The 24754-nt window shown below is 69.9% G+C and carries 13 protein-coding genes; 5 read left to right on the top strand and 8 right to left on the bottom strand.

Annotation, left to right across the window (positions count from 1 at the left end; all coding sequences use genetic code 11):
* Positions 1 to 32: 32 nt before the first annotated feature.
* Complete coding sequence (locus tag ACFVIV_RS22420) at positions 33 to 317, bottom strand: DUF2631 domain-containing protein (RefSeq protein ID WP_379199249.1); 285 nt, start codon at positions 315 to 317, stop codon at positions 33 to 35.
* A 167-nt stretch (positions 318 to 484) separates the two neighbouring features.
* Between ACFVIV_RS22420 and dxr the strand changes: the two genes are divergently transcribed.
* Together dxr and ACFVIV_RS22410 are read left to right on the top strand one after the other, a co-directional pair.
* Positions 485 to 1654, top strand: coding sequence for a 1-deoxy-D-xylulose-5-phosphate reductoisomerase (gene dxr / locus ACFVIV_RS22415; RefSeq protein ID WP_379199247.1), 1170 nt, complete (start codon positions 485 to 487; stop codon positions 1652 to 1654).
* Between the two features lie 24 nt (positions 1655 to 1678).
* Positions 1679 to 2881, top strand: a complete 1203-nt coding sequence (locus ACFVIV_RS22410; RefSeq protein WP_379199245.1) for a M50 family metallopeptidase — start codon at positions 1679 to 1681, stop codon at positions 2879 to 2881.
* Here ACFVIV_RS22410 and ACFVIV_RS22405 read toward each other — a convergent pair.
* The gene (locus ACFVIV_RS22405) at positions 2865 to 3551 is read right to left on the bottom strand and encodes an endonuclease V (protein WP_379199243.1); all 687 of its coding nucleotides are present in this window, start codon (positions 3549 to 3551) and stop codon (positions 2865 to 2867) included. The two genes, ACFVIV_RS22410 and ACFVIV_RS22405, sit on opposite strands and share 17 nt — an antisense overlap.
* 206 nt (positions 3552 to 3757) lie before the next feature.
* On the opposite strand from ACFVIV_RS22405, the gene ispG reads away from it, so the two are divergent.
* The 3 genes from ispG (at position 3758) to ACFVIV_RS22390 (ending at position 7719) form a co-directional block, all read left to right on the top strand.
* The gene (gene ispG, locus ACFVIV_RS22400) at positions 3758 to 4891 is read left to right on the top strand and encodes a flavodoxin-dependent (E)-4-hydroxy-3-methylbut-2-enyl-diphosphate synthase (RefSeq protein WP_379199408.1); all 1134 of its coding nucleotides are present in this window, start codon (positions 3758 to 3760) and stop codon (positions 4889 to 4891) included.
* A gap of 90 nt (positions 4892 to 4981) precedes the next feature.
* On the top strand, positions 4982 to 5845 hold the full coding sequence (locus tag ACFVIV_RS22395) for a GNAT family N-acetyltransferase (RefSeq protein ID WP_379199241.1): 864 nt from the start codon (positions 4982 to 4984) through the stop codon (positions 5843 to 5845).
* A gap of 86 nt (positions 5846 to 5931) precedes the next feature.
* Positions 5932 to 7719, top strand: a complete 1788-nt coding sequence (locus tag ACFVIV_RS22390) for a penicillin-binding transpeptidase domain-containing protein (RefSeq protein ID WP_379199239.1) — start codon at positions 5932 to 5934, stop codon at positions 7717 to 7719.
* Positions 7720 to 7739: 20 nt separating this feature from the next.
* Here ACFVIV_RS22390 and ACFVIV_RS22385 read toward each other — a convergent pair whose 3' ends face one another.
* The 6 genes from ACFVIV_RS22385 to ACFVIV_RS22360 all read right to left on the bottom strand — a co-directional run bounded on the left by ACFVIV_RS22385 (position 7740) and on the right by ACFVIV_RS22360 (position 24747).
* Positions 7740 to 7952: a hypothetical protein gene (locus ACFVIV_RS22385; RefSeq protein ID WP_379199237.1), complete on the bottom strand. Its 213-nt coding sequence runs from the start codon at positions 7950 to 7952 to the stop codon at positions 7740 to 7742.
* Positions 7953 to 8200: 248 nt separating this feature from the next.
* Positions 8201 to 8710, bottom strand: coding sequence for a peroxynitrite isomerase (locus tag ACFVIV_RS22380; RefSeq protein WP_379199406.1), 510 nt, complete (start codon positions 8708 to 8710; stop codon positions 8201 to 8203).
* A 114-nt stretch (positions 8711 to 8824) separates the two neighbouring features.
* A complete protein-coding gene (locus tag ACFVIV_RS22375; protein ID WP_379199404.1) occupies positions 8825 to 9646 on the bottom strand; it encodes an ABC transporter permease in 822 nt (273 codons plus the stop codon).
* Between the two features lie 4 nt (positions 9647 to 9650).
* Entirely contained in the window at positions 9651 to 10487 is an 837-nt protein-coding gene (locus ACFVIV_RS22370; protein WP_379199235.1) for an antibiotic transporter, read from the bottom strand.
* Positions 10484 to 11476 carry an ATP-binding cassette domain-containing protein gene (locus ACFVIV_RS22365; protein ID WP_379199233.1) on the bottom strand — a complete coding sequence of 331 codons (993 nt, stop codon included), beginning with the start codon at positions 11474 to 11476 and terminating at the stop codon, positions 10484 to 10486. The genes ACFVIV_RS22370 and ACFVIV_RS22365 overlap by 4 nt, the downstream gene beginning before the upstream one ends.
* Positions 11473 to 24747, bottom strand: coding sequence for an amino acid adenylation domain-containing protein (locus ACFVIV_RS22360; RefSeq protein WP_379199231.1), 13275 nt, complete (start codon positions 24745 to 24747; stop codon positions 11473 to 11475). The genes ACFVIV_RS22365 and ACFVIV_RS22360 overlap by 4 nt, the downstream gene beginning before the upstream one ends.
* Positions 24748 to 24754: the final 7 nt, after the last annotated feature.

Here is a 24754-nt window from a genome sequence, read left to right as displayed (position 1 = left end):
GGAGGCGACCCGGCCCTTGCCGTACGAAAAACCTAGCGCGGCTTGCGCTGCAACAGCGAGTCGCGAATCAGCACCGCCGCAATCCCGAGGGCGAACAAGATCAGGAAGATATAGCCGATATTCCCGGTGCCCGACGAGCTGCCCTGCGGCCCCTCGAACAGCATGGCCAACAAGATCACGACGACGACCCACCCGGCAGCGCGGAAGGTGCGCCGCGACTCACCGCTCCAGCCCCAAGCGGCGGACGGAACCTCGGCCGGGTCGACCTTGGTGACAACAGCAGAGCTGTGGGCGGGTTCCAGTTCCGTGGTGGCCACTTTCGCTCCCTCTTTAGGCTCGAATCGAATTCTGGCCAATATGGTGGCATACGACCGTCCGTCGTAGCCAGCAGGGTGGCGGTGTGGCAACTCTCGAACTCTCAGGGGCAAGCCCCTGAAACCCCAACGGCGGTGGCGAGGCCAAGCCCCTGAAACCCCGCGCGGGGATGATCAGTCCTGCAAGGGAGAATGAGCGCGTGTCCGACGTTGTGAAGGTTCTGCTGCTGGGCAGCACGGGTTCGATTGGTACGCAGGCGCTGGAGGTGATCGCGGCCAATCCGGACCGGTTCGAGGTGGTCGGGCTGGCGGCGCGGGGCGGGAATGCCGAGCTGCTGGCCCAGCAGATCGCCGCCACCGGTACGCGCAACGTGGCCGTGGCCGATGAGGGGGCGGCGGCGAAACTCGGTGTGTCCCTGGCGGGTCCGGAGGCGGCGGCCGAATTGGTGCGCCGCACGGATGCGGATGTGGTCCTCAATGCCCTGGTCGGCTCGCTCGGCTTGGAGCCGACGCTGGCGACTCTCGAATCCGGTCGCCGACTGGCCCTGGCCAATAAGGAATCCCTGGTGGCCGGCGGCTCGCTGGTCACCAAGGCGGCCGCCCCCGGCCAGATCGTCCCGGTCGACTCCGAGCATTCCGCCCTCGCCCAATGCCTGCGCGGCGGCCGGGCCGAGGAGGTCGCCAAACTGGTGCTCACCGCCTCCGGCGGCCCGTTCCGCGGCTGGACCTCCGAGATGCTCGAATCGGTGAATCCGGCCGAGGCCAAGTCCCATCCGACCTGGTCGATGGGCCTGATGAACACCCTCAACTCGGCATCGCTGGTGAACAAGGGCCTCGAGCTCATCGAAACCCACCTGCTGTTCGGCATCGACTACGACGACATCGACGTGACCGTGCACCCGCAGTCCATCGTGCATTCCATGGTCACGTTCAAGGACGGCTCCACCCTGGCCCAGGCCAGCCCCCCGGACATGAAGCTCCCCATCGCGCTGGCCCTGGGCTGGCCGGACCGGGTCCCGGGCGCCGCCGCCCCCTGCGACTTCTCCACCGCCGCCACCTGGACCTTCGAACCGGTCGACAACGAGGTGTTCCCGGCGGTCGAACTCGCCCGGCAAGCCGGCAAGGCGGGCGGTTGCGTGACCGCCGTCTACAACGCCGCCAACGAGATCGCCGTCCAGGCCTTCCTCGACGGCCTGATCCGATTCCCGGGCATCGTCCGCACGGTGGCGCGCGTCGTGGAGTCCGCCGACGCGTGGACCGCCGAACCCAGTACCTTGGACGAGGTGCTCGCGGCGGACGCGTGGGCGCGAGAGACCGCACGCACGCTCGTGCGCGGCTGATTCAGCAGGAGGGTTCGTAACCGCATGGTCTACGCGATCGGCTTCATCCTGTTCGCTCTCGGCATCACCCTGTCGGTCGCCTTACACGAATGCGGCCACATGTGGACGGCGCAGGCCACCGGCATGAAGGTGCGCCGCTACTTCATCGGCTTCGGCCCGAAGGTGTTCTCCTTCCGCCGCGGTGAGACCGAATACGGCCTGAAGGCGCTGCCGCTGGGCGGCTTCTGCGATATCGCCGGCATGACCGCCCTCGACGAGCTGGACCCCGAGGATCTCGACCGCGCCATGTACCGGCAGGCCACCTGGAAGCGCCTGCTGGTCATGTCCGGCGGCATCCTGATGAACTTCCTGCTCGGCTTCATCCTGATCGTGATCCTCGCGGTGGGCTGGGGCCTGCCGCGTTTCGATCAGCCCCCGGCCACCCAGCTGGGCAATATGAGCTGCGTGCAGAGCCAGACCTCCGCCCAGCAGGTCGTCCCCTGCACCGGCGAGGGTCCCGCCCAGCAGGCGGGCCTGCGGCGCGGCGATATCGTGACCGCCGTCAACGGCGTCCCGGTGAAGACGTGGAAGGAATTCGTCGAGCAGACCCAGAAGCAGACCGGCACCTTCACCTACACCATCGACCGCGACGGCGACACCCTCACCGTGCCCGTCACCCCCCAGCTGGCCACCATCTACCCCGAGAAGGATGGCCGGCCCAAGACGGTCGCCAAAATCGGTGTCGGCCAAGACTTCTACGAGCCGGTCCAATACAACGTCCTGGCCGCCATCCCCGCCTCGGCTGCCTTCACCGGCGATATCCTCGGCCGCACCGTGCATGCGCTGACCCAGATGCCCGCCAAGGTCGCCGACCTCTTGGAAGCGGTGACCGGCGGCGAACGCGACCCGGAAACCCCCGTCAGCGTCCTCGGCGCCAGCCGCATCGGCGGCGAATCGGCCGAACGCGGCCTCTGGGAACTGTTCGTCCTGACCCTGGCCAGCCTGAACTTCTTCCTCGGCGCCTTCAACCTGCTGCCCCTGCTCCCGCTCGACGGCGGCCACATGGCGGTCGTCATCTACGAGAAGATCCGCAATGTCTTCCGCAGCCGCAAGGGCCTGCCCCCGGGCGCCCCGGTCGACTACCTCAAGCTGCTGCCGGCCACCTACGTAGTGGTCGTCATCGGCGGTGCGTACATGCTGCTGACCCTGGCCGCCGACATCGTCAACCCGATCAAGCTGTTCCCGTAGCGATTTCGCGCAGCAGTTGCCGGCACAGGGCGTCCGCGCGGCGGGTGGTCTCGGGCTGGCGGAATTCGGGGGTGAGGGCGAGGACCTGGGCGCAGGCGGTGTCGAGGTCGATGAGGTGGCCCACCGAGACGTAGACCGGTTTGACCCCGGCGCGGGTGCGCAGGGCGCGGCCCACGGGGTCGCCGTCGATGGTGATGGTGGTCCAGGAGCCGCGGTCGGGGGCCGGTTCGGCGTGGTCGCCCCAGGCGTTCTTGGCGACGCCGAGGGTAGGGGTGGCGGTGAGCAGGCCGAGGTGGCAGGCGAAGCCGAAGCGGCGGGGGTGGGCCAGGCCCTGGCTGTCGCAGATGAAGAGATCCGGTGTGACGGTGAGCTTTTCGAGGGCCCGCAAGGTTGTCGGCAGTTCCCGGAAGGCCAGCAGTCCGGGAACATACGGGAAATCGGTGGTGCCGCGGGCGGTGACGGTCTCCACCGTTTCCAGGGTGTCGAGATCGAGGACTACTATGGCGGCGGCCACGTTGCCGTGGTCGTCGTAGGCGGAGTCAAGGCCCGCTACCGTGCGGAAATGCGGTGGCCGGGGGTTTTCCGGGACCACCAGGGAGCGCAGTCGATCTTGCAGGGCGACGGCTTCGTCGGGGGTGCCGGGCCAGTGATCGATGTTCGCTACCTTCACAATTCGCTCCAAACGCCCTCGCACGATCTGCAACGAATACCCATCGTAGGGGTCGGCCGATTCCGGGCTGACGGCTCGGGAGCTGTACCGTTGTCGCCGCTGTCACAGGGCGAGCGGTATTCGAGCGTCGTTAGACTCGGGACCGGAAGGGTGAGGATCATGACGAAAGTAGGCACACTCTCGTGAGCACAGCCATCGGATTGGGGATGCCCGCTGCGCCGGCGGCGGTCCTCGCACCCCGGCGCAAGACCCGCCAGCTCATGGTGGGCAATGTCGGCGTGGGGAGCGATTTCCCCGTCTCCGTGCAGTCCATGACGACCACCAAGACCCACGATGTGAACGCCACCCTGCAGCAGATCGCGGAACTCACCGCCTCCGGCTGCGACATCGTGCGCGTGGCCTGCCCGCGTCAGGAGGACGCGGACGCGCTGCCCATCATCGCCCGCAAGTCCGGCATCCCGGTGATCGCCGACATCCACTTCCAGCCCCGCTACATCTTCGCCGCCATCGACGCGGGATGTGCTGCGGTGCGCGTGAATCCGGGCAACATCAAGGAATTCGACGGCCGCGTCAAGGAGGTCGCCAAGGCGGCCGGCGACGCCGGCATCCCGATCCGCATCGGCGTCAATGCGGGCTCGCTCGACAAGCGCATGATGGCCAAGTACGGCAAGGCCACCCCCGAGGCCCTCGTGGAGTCGGCGCTGTGGGAGGCGAGCCTGTTCGAGGAGCACGGCTTCGGCGATATCAAGATCTCGGTCAAGCACAACGACCCGGTGATCATGGTGGAGGCCTACCGCCAGCTGGCGGCCCAGTGCGACTACCCGCTGCACCTGGGCGTGACCGAGGCGGGCCCGGCCTTCCAGGGCACCATCAAGTCCGCGACCGCCTTCGGCGCGCTGCTATCCCAGGGCATCGGCGACACCATCCGCGTCTCGCTGTCCGCCCCGCCCGCCGAGGAGGTGAAGGTCGGCGGCCAGATCCTGCAGTCGCTGAACCTGCGCCCGCGCAAGCTCGAGATCGTCTCCTGCCCGTCCTGCGGCCGCGCCCAGGTCGACGTCTACACCCTGGCCAATGAGGTCACCGCCGGCCTGGAGGGCATGGAGGTGCCGCTGCGCGTGGCCGTCATGGGCTGTGTGGTGAACGGTCCCGGCGAGGCCCGCGAGGCCGATCTGGGCGTCGCCTCCGGCAATGGCAAGGGCCAGATCTTCGTCAAGGGCGAGGTCATCAAGACCGTGCCCGAGCACCTGATCGTGGAGACCCTCATCGAGGAGGCCATGCGTCTCGCCGACGAGATGGGTGAGACCGCTGGCAGCGGTTCGCCGGTCGTCACCGCGGGATAACCACCTGGTCGCAGGCGTGCCGTGGCCGCGAGACGCGCGGCCACGGTCAATAGTGCGGCGTGTTGTCAGAAGTTCTGGCACGCTGTGAACGTGCGGAGTGTGCTGGAGCCGACCCGGCGGGCGAAGTCGTCCGGTGCCCGTCAGCTCGCGAACCGCGATCTGACGCAGGTATTGCGGGTGCTCGACACCGATCCGGTGGCGACCTGCATGGTGGCCGCGCGCTTGCAGGAGTACGGGCTCGACGCCCGCGGCACCTACGGCGAACTCTGGAGCCGCGGCGGCCCCGGGGATTCCCTGTGCTTCTCGGGCGCGAATCTGGTCCCGCTGCGCGGCAATCGGGCCGATCTGCGCGCCTTCGCCGATCGGGCGGTGCGCGGCCCGCGCATCTGCTCCTCGGTGGTGGGCCGCCGCGAACTCGCGCTGCCGCTGTGGGAGCTGCTGTGTGAGCACTGGGGCCCGCCGCGCGATCTGCGCGCCGATCAGCCGCTGCTCGCCCTGGAGAAGCCCGCCGGGGTGCAACCGGACCTGCAGGTGCGCCGGGTGCGTCCCGAGGAGATCGACCGCTACCTGGTCGCCGCGGTCGCCATGTTCACCGAGGAGATCGGCGTCGATCCCCGCGCCGGCGACGGCGGCCGCAGCTACCGCCGCCGGGTCGCGAGCCTCATCGAATCCGGCCGCGCCTGGGCGCGATTCGAGGACGGCGAGGTCGTCTACAAGGCCGAGGTGGGCGCGCTGTCCCGCCGCACCGGCCAGATCCAGGGCGTCTGGGTGCATCCGGACCGCCGCGGCAAGGGTCTCGGCACCGGGGGCACCGCCGCCGTCGCCAATGTGGTGGTGGCCTCCGGCCGCACCGCCAGCCTGTACGTGAACTGCTACAACGAGGCCGCCCGCCGCGCCTACGCCAAGGTGGGATTCCGGCAAATCGCCACATTCGCCACGGTGCTGCTCGACTGACCCATTTGTGTGATATCGGCGTGAAATCCGTTCCGGTGCAGTGTGTCGCGCGGGTTTGCCAGTAGTTGGCTCTAGCATCTGTGCCGATGTCAACACGGGTGCTCACCATGCTGATCGCGGCCGCGATCACGATTGCCGCCGCCGGCTGCTCGTCGGGTCCGCAGGGTCCGGCGCAGACCGCCGACGCCTTCCTCGACGCCTTCGCCCGCCACGATGTGCGGGCCGCGGCGGATTTCACCAGCCTGCCCGAAAAGGCCGGTCCCGCACTGGCTTCCGCCTGGGATCAGCTCCAGGCCGAGGAACTGTCGGCGACCTCCGGCGATATGCGGGTCAGCGGCGATACGGCCACCGTGGACTACACCTACGAGTGGAAACTGCCCAAGGATCGCGTCTGGACCTATCGCGGCCAGCTCAATATGGGCCGCAGCGACGGGCGCTGGGTGGTGCGCTGGATGTCGTCGAATATCCATCCGCAGCTGGGCGATACGCAGAGCCTGCAACTGCGGTCCGTCCCCGCGCCGCGCGCCCGGGTCAACGAGCGCTCCGGCACCGATGTGCTGGTGCCGGGCCCGGTCTACCGCGTCACCTTCACCCGCTCCGCCAATGTCGATCCGACCGCCGTGGCAACGACATTGGCGACGGTGCTGCGGCAGTTCGACGAGCGGATCACCCCCGCCTCGGTCATCGACGCCGCCCGCAAGACCGAGGGCCCCTACACCGTCGCGGTGCTCTCGGAATGGGAATTCGGCCAGGTGAGCGCCGATCTGCTCGGCCTGCCGGGCGTCACCTTCGGCAAGCAGTGGGATATGGTCCCCACCGATCGCCGCTTCGCCCCGGATCTCATGACCCAGGTCCGCAAGACCGTGATCGACGAGGTGGACGGCAAGGCCGGCTGGACCGTGGTCACCGTCAATGCCAACGGCGTCGACACCGATGTGCTGAAAGAGGTTGCGCCGCAGGTCTCCCCGTCGTTCTCGCTGAGCGTGGACCGGCACATCCAGAATGCCGCCCAGCGCGCGGTCGACGGCCGCACCGAGCAGGCCATGATGGTGGTGATCCAGCCGTCCACCGGCGCCGTTCTCGCCATCGCGCAGAACGAGGCCGCCGATGCCGACGGCCCCGTCGCCGCCTCGGGCCTGTACCCGCCGGGTTCCACGTTCAAGACGGTGACCGCGGCCGCGGCCATGACCACCGGCGACGCCACCCCGGACACCATCGTCCCGTGCCCGAGCCGGATCGTGGTGGGGGAGCGCACCATTCCCAACTACAACCTCTTCACCGTCGGCGACGTGCCCATGTCCACGGCCTACGAGCGATCCTGCAACACCGCCTTCGCCAAGATCGCCTCCGAGCTCGGCGGCGAGGATCTGCGCACGGCCGCCGCGGCGCTGGGTATCGGCCCGGACTACACGGTGGCCGGGCTGCCGACGGTCTCGGGCTCGGTCCCGCGCAGTGACGATCTCGTGCAGCGCGCCGAGGACGGCATCGGCCAGGGCAAGGTGCTGACCAGTCCCTTCGGCCTGGCATTGATGGCCGCGACGGTCGCGCACGGCAGCACGCCGGTGCCGTATCTCATTTCGGGCCACCCGACCGAGGTCACCGGTGAACGCCCGCAACTCCCCGAGGACGTGCTGGCGGGCCTGCGCGCGATGATGCGCAAGGTGGTGCTCGGCGGCACCGCCGAGCGCGTGCGCGATCAGGGCGAGGTCTACGGCAAGACCGGTGAGGCCGAAGTCGACGGCGGCTCGCACTCCTGGTTCATCGGCTACCGCGGCGATATGGCCTGGGCGACCCTGCTGGTGCGCGGCGGCAGCTCCGATAATGCGGTGGCGGTGACCCGGGACATGCTCACGGCGCTACCGCCCGGGTACTGAGCCGGGGGCAGGTCGCGCGGTCAGCGCGGGGAGGAGGTCTGGTAGCGCCCGCCGAGGCTCACGCACGCGGCGGGCTGGATTTCCCCGGTGAGGGCTTCGGATACATAGCGCTGCTGGGCCAGGGATTTCGCGGGCGGGCCGACGGTGGACGCATCGCCGACGATTTCGACGACACCGGCTCCGGCGAGGACCATGCCCGCGGTGGTGAGTAGCAAGAGGGCCGAGCGCTTCATATCCAACTCCCTTGTTCAGGGGGATCGAGTTGGGCGGTCCGAACGATGAGTTTCGGATAGCCGGTGCTCATTAGGGTTGGCTGACTGTTTGCCACCGTAAGGAACGGTAATCCGAGTGTGCTGGGCCTGGCAACCCTCGAGTGTGATCGGGCACACCTCTGGAACCGCAGTGCCGCAGGTCACCTGGACGTTGGTCGCGGAAGTTGGATTTCAGTTCAGCGGGCCGTCACCCGCCGCGCTCGCGGCGCTCAGTTGGCGCGCTGCATGGTGGCGGCGAGGTGATGCTGCAGCGGCTGCTCGACCGCGGCCATGCGCAGCCGGTAGCTCAGGGTGTCCCCGGCCAGGGTGATGCTGCGGCCCAGGGCGGTCACCGATTTGGCGGTGCTGCTGCGGCCGATCGAGGTGGAGTCCAGCTCGATGCGCATGCCCTCGTCGTCGCGGACGATGGTGCCCTCGCAGATCTCGGTGATGCCGGTCGGATGGGCCAGGATCAGCTCGATCCGGTCGCCGCCGATGGCCCGGAGATATCCGGTTTCGCTATGCATCGGGCGGCCGTCGTCGGCGGCGCGGGTGCGTTGCCGGTAGGTCAGGAACGGCCGGCCGACATGACCGAAATGCACTTCCTCCAGATATTCGAAGGAGTTGATGGTCGGGTACTCGCCCTGTCCGCGGCCGCGCCACGTGCCCAGCAGCGGGGCCAGATGTGCGATATCGGGATGGGGCGCGACGGCGGTTTCGGGTTCGAGCACGGCGGTCAGCTTAATCCGCCGCGTGTGATTCGGCGGCCGGTCGACGCGCCGTGCACGTGTTATTTACCGAAAGGGGGGTTGATAGGGCGTTTCGATCATGGAATCCCGGATGACGAGGTTTGCTCAGCGGCGGCTGGCGCGGCGGTAGCCGTAGGCGGCGGGCAGGGCGAAGACGATGATGGCGCCGACCGACCAGGCGATGGTGCGCAGCAGCGGACTCGCGAGGGGTCCGCCTTCGGCGAGGGCGCGCATGGTGTCCACGGCGACCGACATGGGCTGATTGCGGACCACCGGCTGGATCCACTCCGGATACGCGCCCAGCGGGACGAATCCGGTGCTGAAGAACATCAGCAGCGAGGACAGGATGGCAATGGCCTCGACGAGGGTGGATTTGGCGGTGAACACCGCGATGGCGGTGACCATGGTGGCGAAGGCCAGGCCGAACAGCACCGGCACCCACAGGAAGGCGAAGGCGGCCAGCGGGCCCTGCCGGAAGCGGAAGCCGAGCAGCATGGCGAATCCGATGATCACCAGGGTGCCGCCGAAGATCCGGCAGCCCTCGGCCAGAATGCGCGCGGCGAGCCCGGAGGCGCGGTGCACGGGCAGCACCCAGAACCGGGCCAGCAGGCCGGCATCGCGTTCCCGGCCCAGCATGACGCCGCTGGCGACGGTGCCCGACAGCGCGCCGACCAGGCACACCATGGGGACCGAACCGTAGAGGGCGCTGCTGCCGGAGAACTTCTCGATCTGGCTGCCGACCACGATGTCGAGCATGAGCAGCAGCAGGCAGGGCACGATCAGGGTTTCCAGCAGGGTGATCGGATCGCGGACCCAGCGCAGCAGCAGCCGCAGCGTCTGAATCCAGGTGTGGCGCACCAGCGCCGGGGCCGAGCCCTCGGTCGTGGTGATGGTGTCGGCGGAGTCGGTGCTCGGGGCAAGGGTGATCACGTCACGACCTCTTCGTGTTCAGGCGGACAGTGAAGTACAGCGAGAAGAGAATGATTCCGATGCCCCACAGCAGTGGCGGCGTCATGACCGCCCAGCTCACCTCGCCCGCCTTGCCCAGTGAGTCGCCGCCGAGCGCGCGCAGGCCGAAGGCGAATTGCGAGACGGGCTGATTGCGGACGAAAGGTTCGACCCAGTCCGGGAATTGGTTCGCGGGGGCGAGGCCGGTGGAGAGCATGCCGAGGATGAGCGGCGGCAGCACCAGCATCTGGGTGGTGGCCTCGGGGGATTTGGTGACCGTGCCGATGACGTCGGCGCCCAGGCAGAAGGCGATGCCGATGAGCATGGCCAGGCCCAGGAAGCCGAGGGTGTGCGAGAGCGGGCCCTCGAAGCGGAAGCCGATGACGTGCACCGAGATCAGCGCGGAAATGAGCGCGATGATCATGCGGAAGACATTGGCGGACATGCGCGCCGCGGTCGGCACCAGCGGGTGCATGGGCATGGCGTCGAAGCGGCGGTCCAGGCCGGAGACCATATCGGTGGCGGCGCGGAAGGCGGCGGAGATGGCGGTGAAGGCCGCGGCCTGCAGGATGACGATGGGGGCGAAGAATTGGGCGTAGCTGCTGAATCCGTGCCCGGCGAAGCTCATCACCTTGTTGAGCGGGATGTAGAAGCTGATGGCGAAGGTCGCCGGAGCCAGCACGGCGGTGAGGATTTCGCCGGTCTTGACCGACGGCACGATGAGCCGCACCGTCAGCACCCACCACTGCTGCAGCGTGCCCGGGGTGGCGCGGGTGCTCGTCAGCCACCCGCCCGGCGCGGTGGCCGTCGCGGCGGTCACGAGCGGGCCTTTCCATTGAGCTCCTGCTCCTCGGTCATATGCCCGGTGAGCGAGAGGAATACATCGTCGAGCGAGGGCCGGCGCAGGGCGATGTCCACCAGTTCCAGTCCCGCCCCGTCGAGCCGGCGCAGCGCCTCGGCGAGGGTCTTCGCGCCCTCGGGTGCGGGAATGCCCAGCCGATCGGTATTCCGCGTCAGCGCTTCGCGACTGGCGTCGGGCAGCAGATCGCCCAGGGCCGTGGCGATTCGCGGCAGCTCCTCGATCCGCAGCGGCACGATCTCGCAGTAGCTGCCGCCGGTGCGCGCCTTGAGTTCGTCGGCGGTGCCGTCGGCGATGACCACGCCGTGGTCGATGACAATGATCCGATCGCACAGCGCGTCGGCCTCTTCCAGGTACTGCGTGGTGAGCAGGGTGGTGATGCCGTGCTTGCGGAAGCCGCTCACCAGGTCCCAGACGCCTTGCCGGCTGCGCGGATCCAGGCCCGTGGTCGGCTCGTCGAGGAACACCACCTCCGGCCGCACCACCAGCCCGCACGCGATATCGATGCGCCGTCGCATACCGCCGGAGTAGGTGCCGACGCGGCGGCCCTTGGCGGCGCCGAGATCGAATTCCTCGATCAGCTCGTCGGCCCGCGCCCGCGCCGCGCGTTTGCGCAATCCCATGAGCCGCCCGAACATGACCAGGTTCTCGTACCCGCTGAGGGCGTCGTCGAGCGCGGCGAACTGGCCCGTCAGCATGATGGAGCGCCGCACCGCGGCCGCCTCGCTCACGCAGTCGTGCCCGGCGACCTGCGCGCGCCCGGCATCGGGCGCGATGAGAGTGGACAGGATATTGACGGTGGTCGTCTTGCCCGCCCCATTGGGCCCGAGAATGCCGAGCACCTCGCCGGGCGCGGCCTTGAAGGTGATGCCGCGCAGGGCTTGTACGGTTCCGAATGATTTCTCGACGCCTTCGACGATCACGCCGTCCACGCCGCTGCCGGGTTTCACTGTGTCCCTCCGAGGTGTTCGTCGAGGATGCGGGCGATGGCCGCCAGCGCGTCCGGCGAGGTGAGCTCGTCGTGTGTGGCCTCGATGTCGTAATTGGTGATCTCCCCGGTGATCCAGGGCCGCCAGCCGGCCGGCCCGAAGATGTCCGAGGTGTCCACGGTGCCGCTGAAATACAGGGCGTCACCGTGGAATACCGGCCGCTGATAGCCGGTGCGGGTGCGGGCGGAGGCGTTGTAGGACGCGGCCATCCGTTCCAGGGTGAGGGCGTCCACGAGCGCGACCCCGCCCATGCGCTCGCGAATCAGTTCCGCCGCCTCCTCGGCGGTGGCGTCGGGTGAGACGTCGGCAATGCCGAAGACCTGGCCGAAGGTGGCGACGAAGGATCCGGCGGTGAGCTTGTCGACGCTGTCGCCGTCGATATCGGTGCTGTCGGCGTCGAGCAGGGTGAGGGTGCCGATTTCCGCGCCCTCGGCGAGCAGCCGGGTGGCGACGGCGTGCGCGATGAGGCCGCCGAAGGACCAGCCGAGCACGTGGTACGGGCCCTCCGGTTGCAGCCGGCGGATCTCGCGCACATAGCGTTCGGCGAAATCGTCGATGCTGCGGGCGGCGGGTTCGCCGGACAGGTCGGGGGCCTGCAGGCCGTAGATGGGGCGGCCGGGGCGCAGCAGTTCGGCCAGGCCCAGATAGGTCCAGGCGATGCCGGAGGACGGGTGGATGCAGAACAGGGCCGGTTCGTCGCCGTCGGGACGAATGGGCAGCACCACATCCAATCCGAGACCGGGGCCCGAAGCCGGTTGCGCGGCAGCGAGTTCCGCGGCGGCCCGTGCTTGTTCCTGCTCGGCCATGTACTTCGCTTCCGCCTGGGCGGCCTCCTGGGCCGCGGGCATATCGGCGAAATCGGCGGCCGCCGTGAGGGATTCCATCCACAGCATGGCCAGTTCGGCGATCTCGTGCCGCGCGGTGAGCGTGACCGGGAAGGTGAAGCTCGCCTGCAGCCGGTCGCCGACCACGACGGCATTGATCTCGATCTCGGCGGTCACCGGCACTTCCGGATTCTCTTCGGTGTGCAGGTCGCCGAACTCCTCGGTCGGCAGCCAGCCCAGCCCCTCCAGTCCGGCCGGGATATCGGCGGCGGCGTAGCGGCCGAGATAGTTGAACCCGATGCGGCCCGGAACCCGGTGCGGCAGTTGGCGTGCGGTCTCCGCGTTGAGATAGCGCAGCAGGCCGTAGCCGATGCCTCTGCCGGGTACCGCGAGCAGTTGATGTTTGGCCGCCCGGATGGCGTCGCCCATGGCCGGTCCGCCGTCGAGCGCGTCGTCCACATCGATGCCGGGCAGGTCCAGCCGCATCGGGTACAGGGTGGTGAACCAGCCCGCGGTGCGGGACAGATCCGCGCCCGGAACGATCTCCTGTTGCCGCCCATGCCCTTCCATACGGATGAGTACCGAGGCCGGATTCGGTTCGGTTCTGCCGGTGTGCCCGGAACGCTCGGCCCGCCAGCGCAGCACCGCCAGTCCGAGGGTGGCCAGCAGGGCGTCTTCGACGGTGCCGTCGAACAGCGCCGGGATGGTGGTCAGCAGTGCGGTGGTGACCGATGCGGGGGCCGACACCTCGACGGCGCGCACGGTGACGGCGCGGTCGACGGCCGGATCCAGTTCCCGGGGGCCGATGAGCGGATCGGGCGTCTCGGCGATCTCGCGCCAGTAGCCGAGTTCGGCTGTGCGGCTGTCGCTGTGGGCCTCCTCGCGCAGTGCGTGCGCCCACCGGCGCATGGAGGTGCCGGTCTCGGGCAGGATCGGCGTCGCCCCGCCGGAGAGCTGCGCCCAGGCGGCGATCAGGTCCGGGATGATGATGCGCCAGGTCACGCCGTCGGTGACGAGGTGGTGGGCCACCAGGATCAGCCGCCCGGTGCGCTCGTCGGGTCCCGAGCCGACCGGGTCGAACCAGATCAGCTGCATGACCACGCCATTGGCCGGATCGAGCCGGTTGAGGGCCGAATCCACCTCGGTCACCGCGTATTCGCGCAGTTCGACGGTGCCGGCCGCGCGGAATTCGATGCGGTGCACCAGCTTGTCGACATCGACGGTGCCGGGTTCTCCGGTCTGCAAACGCCATTCGCCGTCGGCGTGGGTGAGCCGGGCGCGCAGCATATCGTGCTTGTCCACCACCGCGGTGACGGTGGCGACGAGCTGTTCGCGGGTGATGCCCTTCGGCATCTCCAGCACCGCCGACTGCGCGAAGCGCCCGAAATCGCCGCCGCGCTCGGTCATCCAGCGCACGATCGGGGTGAGCGGCAGCTCGCCGACCCCGCCGCCCGGCAATTCCTCGAGCACGATGGCCGCGCCCGCCTCCTCGGCGAGTGCCGCCAGGGCCGCGACCGTGCGATGCTCGAAGACCTGCAGGGGCGAGAGTTCGATGCCGCGCAGCCGTGCCCGCGACACCAGCTGGATGGCGAGAATGCTGTCGCCGCCGAGCGCGAAGAACGAGTCGTGCACGCCGACGCGCTCGCGGCCGAGCAGCTCCGCCACGATCTCCGCCAGCGCCGTCTCGGTGGCATCGGTGGGCGCGCGGTACTCGGTCTCGGCCTCGAACACCGGTTCCGGCAAGGCTTTCCGATCGAGTTTGCCGACCGCGTTGAGCGGGATGGCATCGAGCACCACGAAGGCCGTCGGCACCATGTAGCCGGGCAGCGTATCGGCCGCGTGGGCGCGAATGGCGGAGATATCCAGTACTGCGCCGGGGGAGGGGAGGACGTAGGCGGCCAGGGCCGTCGCCCCGCCCGGTCCCTTGACGCCCAGCGTGACGGCGAATTCGACGCCGTCGGCCCGCGCCAGCACCGCGTCGATCTCGCCGAGTTCGATGCGCTGGCCGCGCACCTTCACCTGGAAGTCGGTGCGGCCGAGGTATTCCAGGCGCGGCGCGGTGAGCGCGCCGGTCCAGCGCACCAGATCGCCTGTGCGGTACATGCGCTCGCCGGGCCCGCCGTAGGGATCGGCGACGAAGCGGGCCGAGGTCAGTCCGGTCCGAGCGTGGTAACCGCGGGCCAGCGCCTCGCCCGCCAGATACAGCTCGCCCGCCACGCCCATGGGCACCGGCCGCAGCCGATCGTCGAGCACGAGCGCGGCCGCGCCGCGGATCGGACGGCCGATGGTGACCGGCTGATTCGCCTGCAGCGCATCCGAAGTCGTCGCCCAGATCGTGAATTCGGTGGGCCCGTAGAGATTGACCAGCATCCGCCCGGCCGACCAGCGCTCGACCAGTTCCGGGCCGATGGCCTCGCCCGCCACCGCCAGCACGCGCACGCTGGACACCGCCGCCGGATCCATGGTCGCCAGCGCGGAGGGGGTGATCACCAGATGCGTGACCCGCTGGGTGGCAATGAGATCCTGCAACGCGTCGCCGCCGAACACATCGGGCGGTGCGACCACGGCGGTGCCGCCGGCGCCGAAGGCCATGAGCGCCTCGAACGCCGAGGCGTCGAAACTGGGCGAGGCGACCTGCAATACCCGCGACCGGTCGTTCAGCCCGAGCGTGTGGTGCTGGGCCCGAACGAGATCGGCCAGCCCGCGATGCGAGACGGACACGCCCTTCGGCGTCCCGGTCGATCCGGAGGTGTAGATCAGCCACGCGGGATGATCGGGGTTCACGGCGTAGTCGTAGTCCCGCTCCCAGGCTTCGCGTGACCAGCGGTCGATGTGAATCACCTTGGTGCGCGCGTCTTCCTGCGGGCCGTCGAGCACCAGCCACTGGATGGTGTCGGGCAGCAGCGGCCGATGCGCGCTCGTGGTGAGCCCCAGCACCGCCCCCGAATCGGTGAGCATGTGGTCGATGCGATCGAGCGGATTGCGCGGATCGATGGGCAGGAAGGCCGCGCCGGTCTTGGCGGTGGCCCAGATGGCGGTGAGCAGCGCGGCGCTGCGGGAGATCGCCAGGGCGACAACCGTTTCCACACCCGCACCGGCCGCGGTCAACTGCGCGGCCAGGAAGTCCGAGGCGGTATCGAGTTCCTGATAGGTGGTGGTCCGCCCCTCGGCGATGATGGCGGGCCGATCCGGGTGATAGGCGGCGGCGGTGGCGAGCACCTCGGCCAGCGTGGTGATCTCACCCCCGCGCGGCCCGCGCAGCGGCACCAGCGCGCGCCGCTCGGCGTCGTCGAGCAGATCGATATCCGACAGCCGCACCTCGGGATCGGCGATGACGGCGGTCAGGATGCGCTGCCAGCGGGTCACTATCCGGGCGGCGGTGGCCGCGTCGAACAGATCGGTCGCGTAGCTGAGCGTGCCCTCCAGCCCCGACGGTTCCGTACCCGGCCGGGGATCGCGCAGGTCGAGGGCCAGATCGAACTGTGAGGTATCGCGATCGAAGGGCTCCACCTCCACGCGCAGCCCGGGGAATTCGAGGCTCGGCGGGGCGAAGTTCTGCAGCGACAGCGTCACCTGGAACAGCGGGTGGTGGGCCGTGGAGCGCGCCGGATCCAGTACCTGTACCAGCCGCTCGAACGGCACCTCGGCGTGGGCGAACGCGTCCAGATCGGCCGAGCGCACCGAGGTCAGGAAGTCCCGGAACCCGCTGCTGGGGTCGACCGGGGTGCGCAGCGCGAGGGTGTTCACGAACATGCCGACCAGATCATCGAGCGCGGCGTCCCCGCGCCCGGCCACCGCGGTGCCGACCACCACATCGGGCGTGCCCGCCAGCCGCGACAGCAGCACGGCCAGGGCCGCGTGCATCACCATGAACAGGCTGGTATCGGTCTCGGCCGCCAGGGCCGCCAGCCCGGCGTGCAGCCGGGTGTCGAGCGCGAACGGCAGATCGGTGCTGCGCATGCTCTGCACGGCCGGCCGCGGCCGATCGGTGGGCAGTTCGAGCACGTCCGGGGTGCCCGCCAGCTTCTCACTCCAGTACCGGACCTGCTGGGCGGCACGGGATTCCGGATCCCGCTCGTCGCCGAGCAGCTCGCGCTGCCACAGCGAGTAGTCCGCGTACTGCACCCGCAGCGGTTCGCGCACCGGCTCCGCGCCCGCGCTGCGCGCCAGATAGGCGGTGAGCAGATCGGTGGCCAGCGGTTCCATGGACGCGCCGTCGGCGCTGATGTGGTGCACGACCAGCACCACGACATGGGTGTCGGGCGTATCGGTGATCCGGAACAACCCGACGCGCAGCGGCGGCTCCCGGGTCACGTCGAAGCCGGTTCCGGTCAGCTCCTCGATCCGATCCCGCAGCGCCGCACCGTCTTCGGTGTCGACGACCCGCATCTCCGGCGCGGCGGTCGCCACGCTCACCACGACCTGGCGCGGGCCGTCGGCATCACCGGGATAGATGGTCCGCAGCGTCTCGTGCCTGGTCACCAGATCGGTGACGGCGGCGCGCAGCGCATCGGTGTCCAGTGCACCGGTGAGCCGCAGCGCGGCGGTGATGTTGTAGGCCGCCAGGCTCGAATCCATGCGATTGAGCACCCACATGCGCTGCTGCGCGGGGGACAGCGGCACCCGGTCGGGCCGGAGGCGCGGCGCCAGCGCCGGGCGGCCGGACAGATCGCCGGAAGGGACCACCCGGGAAGACAATTGGGCGACCGTCGGCGCGTCGAACAGATCGCGCAGCGCCACCGTCGCGCCGAGCACCGCGTTCACCCGCGCCACCACCTTGGTGGCGCTGAGCGAGTTGCCGCCGAGTTCGAAGAACGACCGGTCGATGCTGACCCGGTCGACGCCGAGCACCTCGGCGAAGACCTCGCCCACCGCCGTCTCGACCGCCGTGCGCGGCGCGAGATACCGCTCTTGCAGGCTCGCGAAATCCGGTGCGGGCAAGGCGTTCCGGTCCAGCTTGCCGACCGGTGTCAGCGGGACGTCGTCCAGTTCGATGATGTAGCTCGGCACCATGTATCCCGGCAGCGCCGCCGCCACCCGGGTGCGCAGCAGTTCGGTGTCGAGCGGCTCGCCGCGCACGCCGACCACATAGGACACCAGCACGGTCTGCCCGCCGGGTCCCGGTGCGCCGATGGTCGCCGCGTACTCGATCTCGTCATCGGCATGGAGCACCGCGTCGATCTCGCCCAGCTCGATGCGCAGGCCGCGAATCTTGACCTGGAAATCGCTGCGCCCCTGGTATTCCAGCTCCAGCCGCGCGCCGTCCTCGCCCTTGACCTCCACCCAGCGCACCATGTCGCCGGTGCGGTACATGCGGGTGCCCGAGGCGCCGTACGGATTGGCGATGAAGCGCGCCGAGGTCAGCGCGAACCGGTTGAAATATCCACGCGCCAAGGCGGGTCCGGCAAGATACAGCTCACCGGTCACCCCGAGCGGCACCGGCCGCAGCCAGGAATCGAGCACCATGGCCTGCGCGCCGCGAATCGGCCCGCCGATGGTGATCGGTTCGCCGGGCAGCAGCACGCCGGGCCCGGTGGCCCAGATGCTGAATTCGGTGGGCCCGTACAGATTCAGCATGCGCCGGCCGGGGGCCCACGCGGCCACCAGTTCCGCTCCGGCGGCCTCGCCCGCCACCGACAGATTGGTCAGGTCGGTGAGCCCCATCGGGTTCATGGTCGCCAGCACCGACGGGGTGATGACCGCATGGGTCACGCCCTGGGTGCGCAGCAGCTGTTCGAGTTCGCTGCCGCCGTACACATCCGGCGGCGACACCACCAGCCGCCCGCCCATGCCGTGCGCCTTGAGCAGCTCGTGCACCGAGGCGTCGAAGCTGGGGGAGGCCACCTGCAGGGTGCGCGACATCTCGTTGAGGTCCAGGCCCTTCTCCTGGGTGGAGACCAGATTGGCCAGGCCGCGATGGCTCACCAGCACGGCCTTGGGCTTGCCGGTGGAGCCGGAGGTGTAGATCAGATAGGCGACCTGGTCGAGGCTGATGGGCCCGCCGCGCTCGGCATCGGTGATCGGCGCGTCGGAGACCGTCATGACGCGCCGGATGGTGTTGAGATCGTCGAGCAGCAGCCAGTCGATGCTGCCCGGCAGCGACTCGCCGACCGCGCACACGGTCACGCCGATGGGCGCGCGGGAGTCGGTGAGAATGTGCTCGATGCGCTCCACCGGATAGTTGGGGTCCAGCGGCAGGAAGGCCGCGCCGGTCTTGGCCAGCGCCCACACCGCCACCACCGATTCCACCGAGCGGGTCAGGGCCAGCACCACGAAGACCTCGCGACCGACGCCGCGCCGCAGCAGCACCCGCGCGAACCGGTTCGACCAGGTATCCAGGTCGCGGTAGGTCATGGTGAGATTGCCGGAGCTGATGGCGATGCCGTCCGGATTCACCCGCGCGCCGGCGGTGAGGATATCGGCCAGCGTGCGCATGGGCACCGGATCGCCGCCGCGCACCGGCAGCAGGGCGCGGCGCTCGGCCGGATCGCAGTGCTGCAACTGGGCGACCCGGCGGTCGGGCCGGTCGGCGATCTGGTCGAGCAGGTGCACGAATCGGTCCAGCAGCCGCCGCGCCGCCGCCTCGGGCAGGTGGTCGGCCAGGAATTTCACGCTGATCTGCAGGCTTTCGGTCCCGTCCGGGGCGCGCTGCGGAATCACCATGAGGTTCAACGGGTAGGGCGTGGCGTCGGTGCCCTCCACATCCAGGATGCGCATGCCCGCGATATCCATGGCCTGCGAGAGGGTTTCGCGGTCGATCGGGTAGGACTCGAACACGGTGAGGGTGTCGAAGAGCTCGGGCAGCCCCACGGCCTGATGGATGGCGGCCAGCCCGACATGCTGATGGTCCAGCAGCCGCGCCTGCTCGGCTTGCACCCGCGCCAGCAGATCCGCCACGCGCTCACCGGGATTCAGCCGCACCCGCACCGGCAGGGTATTGATGAACAACCCCACCATCTCCTCGACGCCGGTCAACTGTGGCGGGCGGCCGGAGACGGTGCCGCCGAAGATGACGTCGGTGCGGCCGGTGAGCATGGCCAGCAGCAGCGCCCACCCGGCCTGCACGGCGGTGTTCACCGTCGCGCCCGCCTCGCGCACGGTGGCTTCCAGCCGGGACAGCTGTGCGGCGGTGAAATCGACTGTCACCATGCCGGATTCGGTGGAGGTGATATCGGCCAGCGTCGGGACGGCCCGGGTGGGCGAGTCCACGCCCGCCAGCGCCTCGGTCCAGGCGGCGAGGGAGGCGGCGTCGTCCTGGTCGGCGAGCCAGGCCAGGAATTCGCGATAGGAGTGCGCGGGCGCGGCGGTGAGCTCCTGGCCCGTGATCGAGGCCAGATAGCCGGCCAGGAGTTCCCGCACCACCAGCGGCGTGGACCAACCGTCCAGCACCAGGTGGTGATTGGTCATGAGCAGCGTGCACGCCTCGGCGTCGGTGCGAATGAGGCTGAAACGCAGCAGCGGCGGGCGGGTGAGATCGAAACGGGAACCCGCGTCCACGTGCACCAGGCGCTCCAGCTCGCGCTGCCGGGCCGAGGCTTCCGGGATGTCCGTCAGATCGATTTCCTGCCACGGGATTTCGGCGGCGGCGAGCACCAGCTGCCGGGGCCCGTCGGGAGTCTCGGCGAAGGACACGCGCAGCACGTCGTGCCGGTCGAGCAGGGCTTGGGCGGCCGTGCGCAGCCGGGTGGAATCCACGCGCCCGGCCAGCGACAGCCGGGTCTGCACGGTGTAGCCGTCGGCGGTGTCGTTGTCGTAGCGGGCGTGGAACAGCAGCCCATATTGCAGGGGCGAGAGCGGCCACACATCGGTGAGGCCGGCGTATTCGCGCTCCCAGCCGTCGATGTGCTGTTGGGAGACGCCGACCAGCCCGAAATCGGAGGGCGTGTGCCCGCCCGCGCCGGATTGGCGCGCGTGTGCGGTGAGACCGGCCAGGGCCCGGGCCCACAGCTCGGCGAATTCCCGCACCTGCGTCTCGGTGAACAGCTCCGAGGCGTACGCCCAAGTGATCTCCAGCCCGGCGTCGGTGTGGAAGGCATTGATGTCGATGGCCGCTTCCAGTGGCGCGCGGTCGTCCTGCGTCGCCGCGAAACGTCGTGGCAGCCACGGGGTGTCGCCGCCGTCGGCGGTCTCGACGCCCGCGCCGGTGCGGCCCAGGTAGTTGAAGCTCAGCTGCGGGACCGCGGTGCGGGTCAGGCTCTGCCGGGTATCGGGGTGCAGATAGCGCAGCATCCCGTAGCCCACGCCCTTGTCCGGAATGGCGCGCAGTTGCTCCTTGACGGCCTTGAGCGCCGCGCCCGCCGCGGGCCCGCCGTGGAACGCCTCCTCGGGATCGATGCCGCCGAGATCGAGCGCGACCGGATAGACGCTGGTGAACCAGCCGATGGTGCGCGAGATGTCCGCGCCCGGTGCGATCGCCTCCTCGCGGCCGTGGCCTTCGAGGGTGAGCAGCGTCCGCCGGGTGTCGCGCCACCGGCTCGCCGCGAGCGCGAGCGCGGCGAGCAGCGCGTCGTCCACACCGCAGTGGAAGCGCTCGGGCACCAGTTCCAGTGCCGCGGCCGTGGTTTCGGCATCGATGACCGTCCGCACCTGCCGCATGGTCGCGACGGTGTCGGCCTGCGGGTCCAGCGCCCGCGATCCGAACAGCGGATCCGGGGTGTCCAGAATCCGTTGCCACAGCGGGACTTCCGCCAGTCGTTCGGCGGCCTGTTCGCGCTGGGCGTGCGCCCAGCGCCGGAACGAGGTGCCCACCGGCAGCAGCTCCCCGCCCGCCCAGGCGGTGGCCAGGTCGGGGAGCAGGATGCGCCAGGACACGCCGTCGGTGACGAGGTGGTGCAGCACCACCCACAGCAGCGGATCGGCGTTCTCCCGCTCGATCAGCACGAAGCGCGCGACCACGCCGGCGGCCGGATCGAGCAGGTCGGCCGCCGCCTCGAGTTCCTCGGAGCCATCGCTGTCCGCGAGCGCGTGGACGGTGTGCACGAGCGATTCGGCCCGCACCGTTCCCGGTTCGCCGACCGCCCACTGCCGGCCGCCCGAGCCATTGCCGCGCGAATCACCGTGGTGCGCGAGGGTACTGCGCAAGAGATCGTGCCGGTCCAGCAGCGCCTGCACCGCGGGCACGAGCCGGCCGCGATCGACATCGCGGGGCAGGCCGATCAGCACCGCCTGCGCGAAGCGCGGCCAGGTGTCGCCCTGCGCGAGCATGGCGTGCACGATCGGGGTGAGCGGCACCGCGCCGACCCCGCCGCCCGGCAGCTCCGGCAGGGCCGGCGCCGCCGCGTCACCGGCCACGGCCGCCAGCGCGGCAACGGTCTTGTGCTCGAACACATCCCGGGCGCGCACCGACAGCCCGGCCTTCTTGAGGCGGGCCACCAGCTGGATGGCCACGATGCTGTCGCCGCCGAGTGCGAAGAAGTTGTCGTCCGCGCCCACGGCGTCGAGCCCGAGCACCTCGGCGAAGACGGCGGCCAGGATCTGCTCCCGCTCGGTGCCGGGGGTCCTGCCGGTGTGCGCGCGGGTGGCGAAGTCCGGCTCCGGCAGCGCGCGCCGATCCACCTTGCCCGCCGGGGTGAGCGGCAGCGTGTCGAGGACCATGACCGCCGACGGCACCATGTGCGCCGGAAGATGCTTGGCGACCGTGGTTTTCACGGCCTCGGGATCGACCACGGCATCCGCGGCGGCCAGCACGTAGGACACCAGGGCCGTGGTTCCGCTCGGTGTCGTGGCCCCGACCGTGATCGCCACCTCGACCCCGGGGTGGCGCGCGACGGCGGCATCCACCTCGCCGAGTTCGATACGGAAGCCGCGCACCTTCACCTGGGTGTCGCCGCGCCCCGCGTACTCCAGTTCCGGGCGGCCGTTGCGCCGCCGCCAGCGAACCAGGTCGCCGGTGCGGTACATGCGCTCGCCGGGGGCGAACGGGCTGGCCACGAACCGTTCCGCGGTGAAGCCGATGCGCTGGTGGTAGCCGCGCGCCAGGCCCGGGCCGCCCAGGTACAGCTCACCGGTCACCCCGGGCGGCACCGGCCGCAGCCAGGGGTCGAGCACCACCGCGCTCATGCCCCGCGCGGGCGCGCCGATGGTGATCGGATCATCCGGCGCCAGCGGCGTACTCAGCGTCGCGGTCACCGTGGTCTCGGTCGGGCCGTAGCCATTGAGCACGCACCGACCCGCCCAGCGCACGGTCAGCTCCGGCGGCACCGCCTCGCCGCCGACCACCACGGTCCGCAGCCGCGGCAGGGTCTCCGGTTCCAGCGAACCGGCCACCACCGGAGTCACATTCAGGTGGGTGACCTCCAGTTTGCGCAGGACTTTCGCCAATTCCTCGCCGGCGTACGCGGCGGGCGGCACCACCGCCACCGTCGCCCCGACCGCCAGCGCCACCAGCAGTTCCTCGATCGAGATATCGAAGCTCGGCGACACCGCGTGCGCCATGACCGCGTCCGCGCCGACGCCGAAGGCCGCGCCCGAGCCGGTGACCAGATTCGCCAGGCCGCGGTGGGTGACGCCGACGCCCTTGGGCAGGCCGGTGGAACCGGAGGTGTAGATCAGATAGGCCAGCTGATCGAGCCGCACCGGGGCGAGCCGATCACGGTCGGCAATGGGCGCGGAATCGGTTGCGGCAAGGGTCTTCTCGGTCTCCGGATCATCGACTGCCAGCCATCGCACCCGATCCGGCAGCGCCGCCCGCGCGGCGGCGACCGTCACCCCGGCCACCACGCCGCTGTCGGCGATCATGTGCTCGATGCGGTCGGTCGGATAGCCGGGATCGATCGGCACGAAGGCCGCCCCCGTGCGCGCCACCGCGATCATGGCCAGCACCGACTCCGCCGAGCGCGGAATGGAGATCGCCACCGCGCGTTCGGGTCCGGCGCCGGCCGCGATCAGCACCCGCGCCAACCGGCTGGTGTACTCGCCGACCTCCCGGTAGGTGAACGCTGTGCCATCGGCGCGCATGGCGATGGCCGACGGGTCGACCTCGGCGCCCGCATCCAGAATCTCCGGCAGCGTGCGCGGTTCGGTGCCGCGGCGTCCGCGGGCGGGGACGAGTTCGGAGCGCTCGGACTCCGACAGCGCCGCCACCGCGGACAGCGGCCCCTGCGCTCCGCCCGCCAGGAAACGATGCAGGAAGTCCAGGAACCGCGCGTGCAGGGCGGCGAGCTCGGATTCGCCGTAGCGATTCGGATTGGCCTGGAAGTCGATATGGGTGCGCTCCCCGCCGACGCCCGGATACACATTGACGAACAGATCGTCGATGAGCCCGGAGGTCAGCACGTGCAGCCGGCCGGTCACCCCGCCCAGGCGAATGCGGGTATCGGCCAGCATGAGATTGACCGTCGGCCCGAAACCGGCCATTTCGTCCATGGCCCAGCCGAGATCGCGAATGATGTCCTCTTGGCGATAGCGCTGCCGGCGCAGGGCGGCGGTGAGCTCACCCTGGGTGGCGCGAATCAGATCGCCGACGGTGGCGGTGGGCGTCGGGTGCAGGCGCAGCGGCACCACATTCGCGACCATGCCGCCCGAGCGCCGCAGCACCGCGGTGGTGCGGCCGGACACCGGCAGGCTCAGCACGATTTCGCCGCTGCCGGTCATGGCGCCCACATAGGCGGCGAAGGCGGCCACGATTATGGGCGCGGGGCTGCTCGACTGCTCGGCGGCCAGCGCGTCCAGCAGCGCCGCGGTGCGCTCCGGCAGTTCCCCGCTCAGCAGGCGCGGATGCGCGTCGACCGCTCCCGTGCGACGGCCGAGCGAGACCGGTTCGGCCATCCCGGCCAGATGCTCTTTCCAATACTCCCGATCCGCTTGCAGCTTGTCCGAATCCCGGTAGGCCGCATCGGCTTCCACGATCTTGGCCAGCGGCTCGGCCTTGCCCTCGGGGATCTCCCGGCCCGCCACCGCCGCGTTGTAGATCTCCGAGGTGCGCTGCAGCATGGTCAGCGCGCCGACGCCGTCGAGCAGGATGTGGTGGAAGCGGGAGTACCAGTACCACCTGCCCTCGGCCAGCTTCAGCATGCGCACCGCGCACAGGCGGTCGCGCGTCATGTCCAGGGGTGCGGTGAATTCCGCCCGCATCCACGTCCGCGCCGCGGCCTCCGGATCCGGCTCGCCGCTCAGATCGATGGTCTCGATGACGTCCTCGAGCGCGGTGTCCACGACTTGCCAAGGCAGTTCGTCGATTTCGAGCAGCCGCAGGTAGCCGGTCCCGAACTCCCGGCCCGCCTGCCGCGCCGCCGCGGCCAGCAGCTCCACGTCCACCGCGCCCGCCAGCTCCACGTACTGGGCTATGGAGACGGGGGTGTCACCGGCTAGATGCTGGGCGAACCAGATGCCGCGCTGGGCCGCCGACAAGGCGAACGCCTCGGTGGGCAGGGCGGGGGCGGAACCGGACAGGGCAGAGCTGGAAGCCATGAAACAT

The organism is Nocardia sp. NPDC127526 (genome assembly GCF_042672265.1).
Classification (GTDB): Bacteria; Actinomycetota; Actinomycetes; order Mycobacteriales; family Mycobacteriaceae; genus Nocardia.
This window is presented reverse-complemented; position numbering and strand designations above follow the sequence as displayed.

Excerpts from the sequence above, each read along its gene's own strand:
- ACFVIV_RS22360 (WP_379199231.1), bottom strand. The coding sequence starts at position 24,747 with ATGGCTTCCAGCTCTGCCCTGTCCGGTTCCGCCCCCGCCCTGCCCACC.
- ACFVIV_RS22390 (WP_379199239.1), top strand. The coding sequence starts at position 5,932 with ATGTCAACACGGGTGCTCACCATGCTGATCGCGGCCGCGATCACGATT.
- ispG (WP_379199408.1), top strand. The coding sequence starts at position 3,758 with ATGCCCGCTGCGCCGGCGGCGGTCCTCGCACCCCGGCGCAAGACCCGC.
- ACFVIV_RS22410 (WP_379199245.1), top strand. The coding sequence starts at position 1,679 with ATGGTCTACGCGATCGGCTTCATCCTGTTCGCTCTCGGCATCACCCTG.
- ACFVIV_RS22385 (WP_379199237.1), bottom strand. The coding sequence starts at position 7,952 with ATGAAGCGCTCGGCCCTCTTGCTACTCACCACCGCGGGCATGGTCCTC.
- dxr (WP_379199247.1), top strand. The coding sequence starts at position 485 with ATGATCAGTCCTGCAAGGGAGAATGAGCGCGTGTCCGACGTTGTGAAG.